This is a genomic window from Ruegeria sp. S263 (genome assembly GCF_056780525.1).
This window is the reverse complement of the sequence record NZ_JBQUVJ010000003.1, coordinates 311,239-323,763: the sequence shown is the minus strand read 5'-3', so window position 1 is coordinate 323,763 and position 12,525 is coordinate 311,239. Positions and strand designations below refer to the sequence as shown.

The 12,525-nt window shown below is 53.0% G+C and carries 9 protein-coding genes; 4 read left to right on the top strand and 5 right to left on the bottom strand.

Features of this window, described 5'->3' with window-relative positions; all coding sequences use genetic code 11:
- Positions 1-66: 66 nt before the first annotated feature.
- From ACT2B1_RS20110 to ACT2B1_RS20100, 3 genes are all read right to left on the bottom strand, one after another.
- The gene (locus ACT2B1_RS20110; protein ID WP_481669052.1) at positions 67-1,518 is read right to left on the bottom strand and encodes a DUF2779 domain-containing protein; all 1,452 of its coding nucleotides are present in this window, start codon (positions 1,516-1,518) and stop codon (positions 67-69) included.
- Between the two features lie 129 nt (positions 1,519-1,647).
- Positions 1,648-2,424: a 2-keto-4-pentenoate hydratase gene (locus tag ACT2B1_RS20105; protein ID WP_481669051.1), complete on the bottom strand. Its 777-nt coding sequence runs from the start codon at positions 2,422-2,424 to the stop codon at positions 1,648-1,650.
- 200 nt (positions 2,425-2,624) lie between these two features.
- A complete protein-coding gene (locus ACT2B1_RS20100; RefSeq protein WP_271950342.1) occupies positions 2,625-3,689 on the bottom strand; it encodes an AraC family transcriptional regulator in 1,065 nt (354 codons plus the stop codon).
- Positions 3,690-3,859: 170 nt separating this feature from the next.
- Between ACT2B1_RS20100 and ACT2B1_RS20095 the strand changes: the two genes are divergently transcribed.
- Positions 3,860-5,266, top strand: a complete 1,407-nt coding sequence (locus ACT2B1_RS20095; RefSeq protein ID WP_271950340.1) for a metal-dependent hydrolase family protein — start codon at positions 3,860-3,862, stop codon at positions 5,264-5,266.
- 685 nt (positions 5,267-5,951) lie between these two features.
- Here the strand turns inward: ACT2B1_RS20095 and gntH (ACT2B1_RS20090) are convergent.
- Together gntH (ACT2B1_RS20090) and ACT2B1_RS20085 are read right to left on the bottom strand one after the other, a co-directional pair.
- Positions 5,952-7,079 carry a guanitoxin biosynthesis MBL fold metallo-hydrolase GntH gene (gene gntH, locus ACT2B1_RS20090; protein ID WP_481669050.1) on the bottom strand — a complete coding sequence of 376 codons (1,128 nt, stop codon included), beginning with the start codon at positions 7,077-7,079 and terminating at the stop codon, positions 5,952-5,954.
- A gap of 206 nt (positions 7,080-7,285) precedes the next feature.
- The gene (locus ACT2B1_RS20085) at positions 7,286-7,855 is read right to left on the bottom strand and encodes a TetR/AcrR family transcriptional regulator (RefSeq protein ID WP_481669049.1); all 570 of its coding nucleotides are present in this window, start codon (positions 7,853-7,855) and stop codon (positions 7,286-7,288) included.
- Between the two features lie 114 nt (positions 7,856-7,969).
- Between ACT2B1_RS20085 and gntH (ACT2B1_RS20080) the strand changes: the two genes are divergently transcribed.
- The 3 genes from gntH (ACT2B1_RS20080) to ACT2B1_RS20070 all read left to right on the top strand — a co-directional run bounded on the left by gntH (ACT2B1_RS20080) (position 7,970) and on the right by ACT2B1_RS20070 (position 12,321).
- Positions 7,970-9,166, top strand: coding sequence for a guanitoxin biosynthesis MBL fold metallo-hydrolase GntH (gene gntH / locus ACT2B1_RS20080; RefSeq protein WP_282170937.1), 1,197 nt, complete (start codon positions 7,970-7,972; stop codon positions 9,164-9,166).
- Between the two features lie 100 nt (positions 9,167-9,266).
- Positions 9,267-11,045: a hypothetical protein gene (locus ACT2B1_RS20075; protein WP_481669048.1), complete on the top strand. Its 1,779-nt coding sequence runs from the start codon at positions 9,267-9,269 to the stop codon at positions 11,043-11,045.
- Positions 11,038-12,321 (top strand): HupE/UreJ family protein, encoded by a 1,284-nt coding sequence (locus ACT2B1_RS20070; protein WP_481669047.1) that lies wholly within the window; start codon positions 11,038-11,040, stop codon positions 12,319-12,321. Before ACT2B1_RS20075 ends, ACT2B1_RS20070 begins: the two co-directional genes overlap by 8 nt.
- Positions 12,322-12,525 lie beyond the last annotated feature (204 nt).

The following is a 12,525-nucleotide window of genomic DNA, read 5'->3' as shown; positions in this document are numbered from 1 at the left end:
CGCCGACGGATCACACAGATACCCCGCAGAGCTCAGTCGCAAAAGTCTTGCGGCACGCACCACAGCTCACATAGCCAACAATTCCCGATGAATTGCGACCATTGCCCAGGTGTCGCGCGTGCAATACGCCACAAGATCAGAATAGACCTTCTCGCGCGCTGGATCATCCGGTTCGGTCAGTGTTACGTCCTTCCAAAGGCGAGACGCGCTCGCCCCCTCTTTGATGTCCAGATCATCGTATGAAAGTTCTGGCAAAAACGCTGGAAGAACGGCCTTGATAGAGGCGCTACCCTTGAACGCAGGATCGTTGATCACTTCATCCGCAAACGGCTTCATCAGATCTACAACCCGTGCATTTAGACCTTCCAGGAACTCTGCGTGCTCTGGATAAGTTTCTGCCATTTCCGTATTGCGCGATTTTTCGAACGGGGCATACCAAACCACTACAGAGCCAACGTCCCCCATGTCCTCACGAAGTCTATTCAGTAAGGCTGGCATCGGGTTAGTGGCGTCTCGGTGGAGATACTCCCTGTGCTCGATTTCTCCGCCAGCCTCATGCTGGATATGCAAGGAATACTGGAAAGCCACTTGCTGATAGGGGCGCGTTCCTTCCCAGGGTGGCAGCAAACTCTGAGATGTCTCGTAGTCAAAATAGTAAACCGGATACACAATCTCGCTCAGAAACCTGCTTAACTCCTGATGATCGATTGTGCGTGCACCGTTCGCCACTGCTCTCAAGTAGCGTTGCGTCGACTTGCCCAACACAGATGGATCACTGATCTCGTCAATCTTTGTGATCCCGTCTGCGATGAGTTCTGAGGCTTTTTCCGCGTTCATGAACGGAAGGCGGTGGATGCTGTCTTGCACGATTGGAGTGTCTAGCTTCTCGCGGATCTCCAGCCATTCACCATAGGATTTAAGGCGCGCACGTTCCGGGGACGGATCAGGCATCGTACCGCTGGCAACGACGCTCAATGCCTGATCGATACGTGTGCGTGTTTTTTCGAGCTGCTCAGTCACCGCATCCGTGATGTCAGTGATTCTGACAAGCTCTTGAGGATTGATTTCGCCGTTTCTGACGTAATCACGGTTCACATGTGCCACTTCGCAGCGCGCAATGGGGAACCCGACCGCCTCAAGCACGACACGCTGGAATGCGAGATCAAAAGTGTGCTCGGGCTTTGCAGAAGTCCCGCTCTTGATCTCTGTCAGAACGTACCCATCATCACTGCGGCTCACGATGTCGGAGATGCAAGTTATGTTTCCATCTTCATAGCGTCCCTGCGCCACTGCGTTTGCACCGTTTCTCCAAGCCTCCAAAGTACGCGCGGGCAGAGCCTGGTATTCTGAAAAATCTGAAAAACCGAGGCGAACGAGATCACCAAAAAGCTCCTCTGCATAAGGCTCAAACGCGTGCCCCTCATCAAAGCGTGCTTGCAACGAAGGGTCAATTGGCGGCAACAGATGCCTGGCATGTTTCTTGATCCAGAGCCAGGCAGGGTGCCTGAGAAACAACATGTAGTCTGATTTGGATAGCATCGTGTAATTTGCATTTCAGAATTGGTGAAACCAGTGGAAGACCATCATGGTCAGCTATTGAGAGCAACATTTCTTTGGTGCAGTCGGCGTCACCACTCTACCAAAGCCTCATGTAAATCGCACCGAGAGCTCGGTGTCCATCACGCCACCAAAACCAGCTGACCATTCTTCACCCGGAGACACTGGCCATGCGTCCGTCAATGTGCCAGTTGTGACTAGCTCGCCTCTTTGAAGCTGGTCGTCTTTGGAAAGCAGAGACACAAGATGAGCCAGGACTTTGATTGGGCCCCCAAGCGCGTTTTCACCCTTGCCGGCCTCGATAGCCTCGGCGCCCTTGAACAACGCTAGTGGCACTTCGGCCAAGCCGGTCAAGATATCATGCGTCGCCTCGATTTTGTCGCCAAGAACAAGGCAGCCGTGCAATCCTTGTGCTGCGATTGAGTCTTCGACCGAGAATTTCCAGTTGGGATAAATCGATTGGACGATTTCAAATCCTGGAGCGACCCACTCCACGCAACCTGCCAACTGCTCATCGTTCATTTCAGCCGTCGGTGTATGTCTAAGGCCGAGTACGATTTCTGGTTCAATCCTCGGTTCTGAATACCTTGCCAAGTTTACCGGCTGATCAGTCGAAAACAGCCCATCTGCGTGAACCTCTCCCCAAATGGGTTGATCTACACCATAAACAAGCCAAATCGCGCGGTTCGTGAAGCCGACTTTTCTACCAACTCTCTTTTTGCCCTGAAGCTTTCGGACGCGACTTGCAATCGAATAAGCGTCATCCAGCGTCAGCTGTACTGCCTCTGAAGACAGTTTAGGTATCTGCTGGGCAGAGTTCAGGGCATCAGCGATTTTCTGAGCGTTAGCTTCAATATCTCTTGTCATATTCGCATTATACGCGCCGACGGCTGGATTGCGATGCAAGCGAGGTTTTGAAGAACCGGGATGGTGATCTCCGCCTAAGTCTAGGTTCAGGACCTATGAAGTGTCTCGAATTTAAACGGCAGTTTCTACTATCAGCGGATGTTCGACATAATCGGAGCAACGACTGCAATGCGGACGAAGCCGCCGTTGAACCCGCCAGGTTAAGTGTCCGGTTCGGCGAGCAACTCAGTTTTTTCGCCGTTCTCGACTTCCTGCAATTTTCTAAAAGCGGTTGGCGTCATGCCGTTTGCGCGGCGGAAGGCTCGAGCGAAATTGGCGGCATCCGTGAACCCCAGCGCTGTAGCGATATCGGAAACCGACCTACTGGTCGTGACTAGAACCTCTCTTGCGTATTGCTGCCTCACGAAGCTTATCTCGTTGGTAATATTGGTCCCGTTCTCAGCTAGTCGTCGTTTCAGCTTGTGCTGGCTCATCGATGCGAGAGCCGCACATTTTGAAGCGCTAAGGTCAATCTGTTCGATGTGCGCCCGGAGCATTTGCCTAAAAGATTGAACAAACCCGTCGGCAGCCGTGCCGGATTTTTCCTCCGTGGCTAAACTGGATGACGCAGGATCCAGTTTTAGGGACAACCAAGACGACGGAAAGTGAATACTGAACCCCATTCTGTTCCCCTTCATTGGGTGCATCAGGTCGAATTCCGATGGCAGAACCTTGGGGTCGCTTACAGTAACTGTTACTTTCGATGGGTCCAGCCGGTTGCGTAGAGCCCGCCGGAGAACGGCCAAGCCGAGCGCCACCATGAATGCGTCGTTCTGAGCGGGCAGAATTTGGGGTGCAAAAGATCGCGTCTCTCCAAAAACTGCAGTTTGGCCGACTATATTAAGATGTTCTGTGACAGAACTGGCAATCTCGTTGGACCGCGCGATAAAGATCGACAGGAAGTCTCCAACCGTTGTCGCGCGCGCCTCAGCGTCCTCAAGTATCGTCCAACCCTGAACATCGAGTTTGCTTCCAACGCGGGCCCCAAAAAAGGGATCTTCGGCAGACTTGGCGGCGTTCTCGACAAACTGGTGGATGACCATGACGTGAACTGAGAGGTCAGCCTCAAAGATTGCACTCTCAGTTAATCCGACGCTCTCGAACACTGGTTCCGGCTCAATGCCGCATTCGCGGAGTTCCATGGCGAAGGGGCGCAAAACGCTCAGTTTTACGAGTGGTAAAGTGTGCTTCATCGATCCAGGGTTCGCTTTGATGTTCAGTTTCATTCTAGCGACGCAGAACAATTAAAAGGGAAAAAAATTGCTCAAAATTGTCCCTATGGGGCAAAATACTGTCCTTCGCGCACCTCGAAGACAGGCGAGAGTTCCGTCACTCGTTATACTGTCTCTCAGTTCAAACGCCCCGAGCGGGGGGGCTGATCCAATGGGAGATGGAAATGAAAATTACTCTACAATCTGTTGCGGGGGTTTTGCTCGCGACAGCAACGGCTACGTCGTCGCTCGCTCAGGAAGAGGCTTCACCGGCACTGGTTCTATTCACGAACTGTGCGGTGTTTGATGGTCTCACCGAAACCTTGATTGAAGGGCAAAATATTCTGATTGAAGGCAATCTGATTTCGGCTGTCGGCGATACGTCGCTTGAGGCAAAAGGGGCAAACCAGATTGACTGCGATGGACGCACTTTGATGCCTGGGCTGATTGATGCGCACACGCACCTCTACATGAACATGCCCGGTGGTGTTGGCGGCATGGAGGGTGGCGCGTGGGACGAAATCGGTCCTCGGGCTGCGCATATGGCCAACGAGTATCTCTACAGCGGGTTTACCAGCGTCCGCGAAATGGGTGGCGGAGGTTCCGGTCTGAAGAAAACTGTTGACGCGGGGCTGGTTGAAGGGCCGCGCATATACCCGAGTGGCGCCTTTGTGTCGCAAACCTCGGGGCATGGTGATTTTCGCAACGCGTCACAGCGAAACCCGAACCTGCCGCCCTATGCCAATGACAGCAGCGCGCAACGGCTCGGCATCACATATGTCGCTGATGGTGTGGATGGCGTCATGACAGCCGTACGGCAGAACCTGTCCCAGGGGGCAACGCAGATCAAGCTGATGGCCGGGGGCGGCGTCGCCTCGATCCTGGATCCGCTGCACACTCTGCAATACCAGCCCGAAGAACTTGACGCAGCAGTACGCGTTGCCGCCGATTGGGACACATATGTCGGCGTTCATGTTTTTTCGGATGAAGGGATCGTGCGGGCCGTCGAGGCCGGCGTAAAAAGCATCGAGCACGGGTTTTTCGCCAGCCCCGAGACGCTGCAGCTCATGAAAGACAATGACGTTTTCCTTGTTTCGCAGATGACCGGTATCTCGCCCTATCTGGAACAAAATCCCGGCCTGCAAACCAAGGCAAATCAGGACAAGCTGGCACTTGCGACCGATCAATCCAAGGACTTCGTCGAGAACGTCAAGGCGATCCGTCCTAAGATGGCCTTTCAGTCCGACGTCGTGTTTGCCACGGGAGAGTTGCTGCGAACCCAGCTGGACTATGAGAAATGGTTCCATGCCCACCTATTTGGAAACCACGCGATGCTTGTTGCGGCAACCTCTTCGGCAGGGGAGCTTCTGGCATACTCGGGAAAAGCCAACCCTTACCTCGAAGGTCCTCTTGGTGTGATTGTCGAAGGCGCTTACGCCGACGTTCTCATTGTCGATGGAAACCCTCTTGAAGACATCAGTGTCATCGGCGGCAACGAGAAATGGTACGACGCCGAACCGCGTCCTCGTGACATCCCGACGATGCGACTGATCATGAAAGATGGCGTGATCTACAAGAATACTCTGAACTGAGTATAGCGCAGGGTGGTGGCCTACCTCGGCCACCCTGCGCGACCTCGCCCCTGTGAATGTTACGGTGAATTGATTTTCAGAGCCTTCTACATGTGCTAAACATCTTTAGCGGACATTCAACCTGTCCCTCTGTAGCCGTCACTTTGGGCTCAGAGCGGCCGTTCGCATTCATTGTCGCGGAGTCCGCATCCAGCCCAAACCGGACATTCATTACTGAGCTTTGGAAGTCCTTGGAGCGGACAAATCGGCCTTTTGCCCACGCAGCTATTGCTGACTCAGAAAGTCGTTGCTGCTGCGGGCCAAAAGTTCGGCAACGCAGCGGTTTTCACCGAACCAGTCCTTCACCCGCGTTGATTGCGCGGAATTTCGTACGGACCTATCGCAGCGTTCAGCTTCGACAATCGAGACGCGCAACAAATCCGCCTTTTACCCACGCAGCTTTCTCTCACACAGAAAACCTTTGCGCTTGCGATCATTCGGCGGGCGGCAGATTTTCCCAGGCCGGTCGTTTAATCCAGCGGACTTCGGCTAAATCCAAGCCAGTCTTCCGCCGCGATCTGGCCCTACAATCCAAGAGCAGATAACGCGGACCCTTGCCGAATGATCGGCAAAAGGTTCTTCACCACAAGTATGTGGGCTTTGCCGATTTCTCAAACCCAGTTTGGCAAGAATTGCTTCTCGCAGGTTACTCCTGGCCAAGGTCGAGTCGGCCTGCGTTGAGCCAATCTGACAATTCTGTTCGTTCACTTGGGTCAGGTGGCCCGGCGGGTGTCGGGGGGGCAACTGGCAACGGATTGTCTGACCCTATAACTTCTCGAACGGTTACTGACTCCGCCGAAATGTTCCAGACGAGCATATCTTGAGCCAAGGTAAGCGGCCCATCATAGGTCATTCGAATTGCCGCAATTGTATCGGGGGCGATGTCGAAATCGGCAAATGTATGATAGGCAATCGCGTGCCGAGGCTCGATAGCCGAAAATAGCTTGCCGCACGCATCCGGTGGTGTGTGAACTACCGTTGCAACCAAACGAGCACGTTCGGGATCGTAGTTCTTTATGTCGATAAATTGTTGTACCGTTAGGTAACATTCATGGATGACGAGATCAGCCTCTTTGGCGTTTTCTACGAACCACTTGTTTGGGTTGGTGTCACCCGAATAGACAAACTTAAGCCCGTTCCATTCCACGCTGTATGACACGGAACCGTCAATGCCGTGTATCGCGGGCCAGGAGCGTATGACCACACCATCGTTCTCATAAACCACCTGCGTCTTCGAATAGTCGAACTCAGTTACCTTTAGATGGCCTCCCGCGGAGGGCATGTTTCCGCGACGTCCAGCCACGTCCCACGCTAGCATTTTTTGAAGCCCGTCCATTGCCGCCGCGGTTCCATACTCTGGTTCCAGTCCACTTGGCCCCCAGACCTGTAATGGCACAGTCCGGTTGGAAACCCATCCGCCGACAAAAAGCGCATCCAGGTCTCCGATATGATCTACGTGCAGGTGACTGATGAACACTTTGTCGAGATACGTGTACGGAATCTCCAAGGCTGCCAAATTGGCTAACGAACCAGTCCCGACATCGAATAGAAATTTATCGCCGTTCCCAAGTTCGACCAACCATGATGCAGACGCCTGGGAGTGTCGAAAATTGGGCGTTCCAGTACCCAACGAGACAACGCGCATCTCCGCTTCACCAAGTGGTTCAGTATTCGGATAATAGAACTTTCGCGCCTCCAGCGCACTGTCAGAAGCCGCAGTTGAGCATATCGAAGCAAATGCCAAGCCTAGAGTTGATATCAGATTCAATCGCACACTTAGTCCCCCCAAAAATTTTTGATTTCGATAAGGATACTACGAAATACCATCAGCCCGAAATCGATAGCCATTGGACACGGAACGGACCCGCAGGAGCCCAACGTGTGACACCAATGTGTACAAAATCAACGCTTCAATCAGCTCGGAGACAAAAGCTGCAAAATTGATCGAAAATGGCGTTGTTCAACCCAATCGATGGGAAGCTATTTGTCCACCAAAACTCGCCAGTGCCGGTCAATTACACTCGGCCAATTTTCTTGCAGTTTCAGATCGTTCGTTGTCTCACCCATCAGGGTCATGACCATCATCCGGCCTCGAATCTCAGCATCAGGGGGTGCAAAACCGAGCTCTTGGAACAGCCATGTAGAAAATTCAAATCGTCGTTTAATAGCACGCTTATAGCATTGTGCGGCATCGGCATCGGATTTTGCCCAGACCGCGATAGCTCCATCCGGCCTGGAAGCGTCTTCGCGGATAACCTGATGCATCAATACCCTTATCCGCTCTTCCGGCGGTCCCTGGAACTGAAGTGCGTCTTCGATGATATGACCAGTTAGAGCGTCTTCCCAAAATAGCAGAACCGAGTCGAGAAGATCCTTTAAGTTCCGAAAATGCCAATAGAAACTTCCACTGGTCAGGCCAAGCCTGCGGGCAATTGCAACAACTTTCACACCTTCGATTCCCCGCTCCCTCAGAACGTCCAGTGTCGCAAGCAGCCAATCTTCCCGTGACGCCTTTTCCCGTTTTTCAATTATCCTTGGCTCAGCTTCCATAGGCACCTCTATTGACATAGAGCAGTCTATGGACCTACCGTAGAGATGTCTACGGAGAATGGGGAGCTCACGAATTTGTGTGCTGAATGACTATTTCAAAATGGAGGGGGAACTATGAATAGCTTGCTCAATTCCGCAACGGCTTTGGTTTTTGCAATGGGGATCGCGGTAGCTGGAACCGCCACAGCGCAGAATATGTTGCCCACGGGTCGAACGGCTGCCCCCATTGAAGATGGTGTTTATCCGGCATCCTATTTCCCCAATACTGAAATACTTGGCGAAGATGAGATGCGGATAACCGCGTTAGGGACAGGTATGCCAAACCAGACAAAGGCCGCCGTTTCAATTTCGTTTTATGTGGAATTGGGCAACGGTGATGTCTTTCTGTTCGACGTCGGCACCGGATCAACGGGAAACTTGTTCTCGCTGCGCCCGGATTTTTCGAAGATCGACAAAGTTTTCTTCAGCCACCTGCATGTTGATCATGTTGGGGACTTTATGGGGCTGCACGTTGGTGGATGGTTATCAGGTCGTTATACACCGCTTCACATCTATGGCCCCACGGGATCAGAAGATGAACTTGGAACAAAAGCCTACGTTGAGGGTATGTCAAAAGCCTATGCGTGGGACCTTGCTACGCGAACGGGCGCGTTGCCGGATGAGGGCGCCAAGCTCGAAGTCACCGAGTTCGACTACATGCAGGAAAACGAGATCGTTTATCAAGACAACGGTGTCACCATTCGTTCCTGGCCTGCGATCCATAGTCTCGACGGTTCCGTCAGCTATTCCCTTGAGTGGAATGGGCTGAAATACGTTTTTGGCGGAGATACCTACCCGAACAAGTGGTATGTCGAATATGCCAAAGGAGCCGATCTTGCTTCCCACGAGGCTTTCCTGCCACCTGATGCGCTGGCACCGTATTTTGGCTGGGACATGACGCAAGCGACATATGTCGCCACGCGCGTCCATTCCGAGCCAGCGGCATTCGGAAAGGTCATGTCTGCCGTCCAACCGCGTATGGCCTTGGGATATCACTCCGTGCTTTCACCAGAAAACTATCAGGCGATTCTGGAGGGTGTGCGGTCGACTTACGATGGGCCACTCACGCTGGCACGTGATCTTCAGGTGATCAACGTAACCAAAGACCAGATCGTCGTACGCGAGGCGAGCGTGGATGACTATGCGTTGCCGCCCGCAGTAAGCGACGAATACATCGATGCACAGCGTTCAAAGGAAAAAGAACCGTCGGACAAGGTCCAAGCAGGTAAATGGGACGGTTACACGCCACCGCCTATGCCGGATCAAAACTGACGTAATGACACGTTTTGGTGCGGCTCGATAATGAGCTGCACAAGACGGAAATGACACAGTTTTTGTACTTAGTTTGACGCCGCGAAGGAAGCTGGCCAAGTTGTTGATCCAAATCCGATGCCTTCTGACGTTGTTCGCCGCTTTGGTGATAGGCAGCTCTGCAATAGGTGACGTCATTCCGTATAGCGGGGCGGAGGTCGCCAGAAATATCGCAATCTTTCGGGTGGAAAACGACGGTGTTCGACTTGAGATTGAAGTCTACCCCGAGGATTTTGAAGCTTTTGCGTCGTTTCTGCCGACCGAGGTATTGCAGGACCTCCACCCGACAGTGGCTACACATCAAGCTGCGTTTGTCCGCGAATCCGAAGGCATTTCGGTAAGCCGCGCCGAAGGACCACCTTTGACGTTCGAATTTGTGACTGCCGAGAACCGTGAGAGAATTGACCGCGCATCCCCCTTGGCTGGAAGGACCGATCCCATTACCGGGCGCATATTTCCTGCTCCTCCTGAAGATTCGAAAGTTATCTACATCGAAGCTTTCTTCGGTTTTGACGGCGCGCGCCCCGAGACCCTGATCTTTCGCCCTCCGACACCCCAGGAGGATAAGCCTGCCACATCAATCGGTTTCATGGTTTTTGATCGCGCCGTCCCTGTCACCAAATTCAGTTACTTCGATAGTGACGCGCGACTTGAGATTGATTGGTCCGACCCATGGCTCACCGCGTTCACCAACGCGAATCTCAATCGGTCAGCTCAAAGCGGCACAACGTCTTTTCTGTACGTTGCGCCACGCGAGGTTCGCCACGAGATCCTTATCCGGCTGCGGGAACTTGCGCCCTGGATAGACATGGATATTGGCACGGGCTCCAAACTGGACCTATCTCAGCAGGAAACAATACTCGACGCTGCGCTGGAAGCGTTCGAAACTCGTAATCCGGTCACCATCGCGGGGGAGCCGATTCAGCCCACCTCTGTCAGGGGCGCATTTCTGACACTGGGCGAAACAGGAGTTCAAATCGTTGAGGGCTCTCCGACGCTTCTGACCGACACGACTTTTGCAGGCTTGATATTGTCCTATCCGATTTCGACTCTGCCCGAAGAGGCGACTGTCACATGGGATATGTTCGACCAAACCATTCAGCATGTGCCTGTGACATTGACAGATGTTGCCGGTCCTTTCCTGGATTGGGCTACTCCTGAAGATCCAGAGGTAAGTTGGATCAACCATTTGAAACGCTACGTCGACCCTGAAGTTGCGCGGGTACAGGCGACGGGAGTTTTCTTTCTGCCGATTTGGACTGTACTGGCTGTCGCTGTTGCGCTTGGTGCAGGCGTGGGCGCGCTCTTGTCGCCCCTAAAAAGCCGACGGATCGGGTTCGTCCTGCTGGCGGCTGCCAGTTTAGTTGCAGGGGTTGCCTTTCGGCACGAAATGCAAATTCCGTTTCAAAATCCAATAGCGGGCCCATCCAGAGAACAGATGGCTTCTGAAATTTTTTCCCTACTTTTGGCGAACTCGTATGTGGCCGCGCTTGAGGTCTCACCAGAAGCACGTCGCAAAGCGCTAGAGTCAATTGTCAGGAACACGGCCCTCACAGACGTCGCTGCTGAACTCGAAACAAACCTTGCCATTCGTGTGCCTGGCGGAAGTCGCGCGCAGATCGCCGAAGTGACCGATGTCGTAATCGTGGAAGGCGACATTAAGATAACCGGTGCTTTCGAAGGGGTTGCCAAGTGGATTGTAGACGCCCGAGCAGGTCACTGGGGCCATGATCATCGTCGTCGGGTGGAGTATCGGGCAAGGGTCGAGTTCCGTCCCGAAAGAGGCGTTTGGAATCTTACGGGTATCACTGTAATGGGGGCGCGCGCACCGGATGTTTAACCGACTGAACAAGGTGTTGTTGATTTGGATAACGACCTGTTTGATCTTGGCTGCGGTCGCCAGCCAGGCGCATTTTCTGCTGAACCTCAATGTTCGTATTTTTCACGTAGAACACACAAGCGACGGTCTGCGCATCTATTTGCGAACGCCCATGCCTTATCTAGTGGCGGACAAAATCGGCAAAAAGGGTGAGGACGGCCTTCCTGAAGCGGCTCCTTTCACGACAAATGCGCTTGAGGATGGTCAGGTGGTTCATTTTGTCGACTCCTCACAAATCGCTGAAAACCCGCTTGGCCTTGGGCGCATCGTGGAAACCGGTACGATCATCGAAATCACGGGTACGCGGGTTTTGGGCGACGTTGAATCCGTGACCATTCACAAAGTAGGTGAGGAGCCGGGTTTTGCGACGCTGAGCGAAGCCCAGCAATCTGTGTCAGCGGGAACGACCATACAGGATGACCCGCCAGTTTATGTTGGTGACGTTATTGTGGATGTCACGCTCTGGTATGAATTGGAAAATGCGCCGACCTCCTACGCCATCTCCAGTTCTTTGGACCCAGGCCTGCCTGATCAGGAAATGACCGCCAATCTCATTCTGGACTATGGATCAAGCGATCCGCTAGTCTTTCGAACCCGAGGCCTGATGGAAGAACCGGTGCAGGTTTCCAGGTCCCGGCTCTCAGGGATCGTAACTTTCGTTTGGGAAGGCCTGCGACACATCCTGGAAGGCATCGACCACGTGCTATTTGTTATCTGCCTGGTGATTGGTGCCCCCGGTCTAAGCGCACTTCTGTGGCGAGTCACCGGCTTTACGGTAGGCCATAGCGTAACTCTGTCCCTTGGATTTTTCGGGTATGTGCCGTCAGGAGCCTGGTTTGTGCCATTTGTCGAAACCGGGATTGCCTTGTCCATCGTCTACGCGGCCTTTCTGGCCGTTAGACGGGATAAGTTGGAAAGGAACTCTAACAAAAAGGTCTTTGTCGTAACGGTACTTATGGGTCTTCTTCATGGCTTGGGCTTCAGTTTCGTTTTACATGAAATACTTCAGGTGACGTCGCCTAACATCTGGCAGAGCCTGCTGGCGTTTAATGTTGGTGTTGAAGTTGGTCAGCTCGCTATTGTTCTTGTGATCTGGCCATTGCTGCACTTCTTCGCGAAACTAGGTCCGACACCCGAAATGTCGTTGAGAGTTTCGATTGCAATCGTATGTGCAGCTATCGCAAGTTGGTGGACTTTCGAACGCGGAATAGATTTTCTATCATTGATTACGATTTAGAAAGGACTACTGCTTCCAACCCAATGACAGCGTTCGGTTTGGTCTTTTTTCAGATGCTGCCGCGATTTCGAGCACGGTTGGTTTCGGAAAGCGAACGGCGCATAGGTAACGTACTGTAGTATCTACCTTCGTATGACGAAGCAGTAGCTGAACCGCAGAAGGGTTAGGGCCGCACGCCGGACTTTGCAAAGTCTGCTTTCTGCG

Coding starts and splice junctions, on each gene's coding strand:
- ACT2B1_RS20110 (WP_481669052.1), bottom strand. CDS start 1,518: ATGTTGTTTCTCAGGCACCCTGCCTGGCTCTGGATCAAGAAACATGCC.
- ACT2B1_RS20105 (WP_481669051.1), bottom strand. CDS start 2,424: ATGACAAGAGATATTGAAGCTAACGCTCAGAAAATCGCTGATGCCCTG.
- ACT2B1_RS20100 (WP_271950342.1), bottom strand. CDS start 3,689: ATGAAACTGAACATCAAAGCGAACCCTGGATCGATGAAGCACACTTTA.
- ACT2B1_RS20095 (WP_271950340.1), top strand. CDS start 3,860: ATGAAAATTACTCTACAATCTGTTGCGGGGGTTTTGCTCGCGACAGCA.
- ACT2B1_RS20085 (WP_481669049.1), bottom strand. CDS start 7,855: ATGGAAGCTGAGCCAAGGATAATTGAAAAACGGGAAAAGGCGTCACGG.
- gntH (WP_282170937.1), top strand. CDS start 7,970: ATGAATAGCTTGCTCAATTCCGCAACGGCTTTGGTTTTTGCAATGGGG.
- ACT2B1_RS20070 (WP_481669047.1), top strand. CDS start 11,038: ATGTTTAACCGACTGAACAAGGTGTTGTTGATTTGGATAACGACCTGT.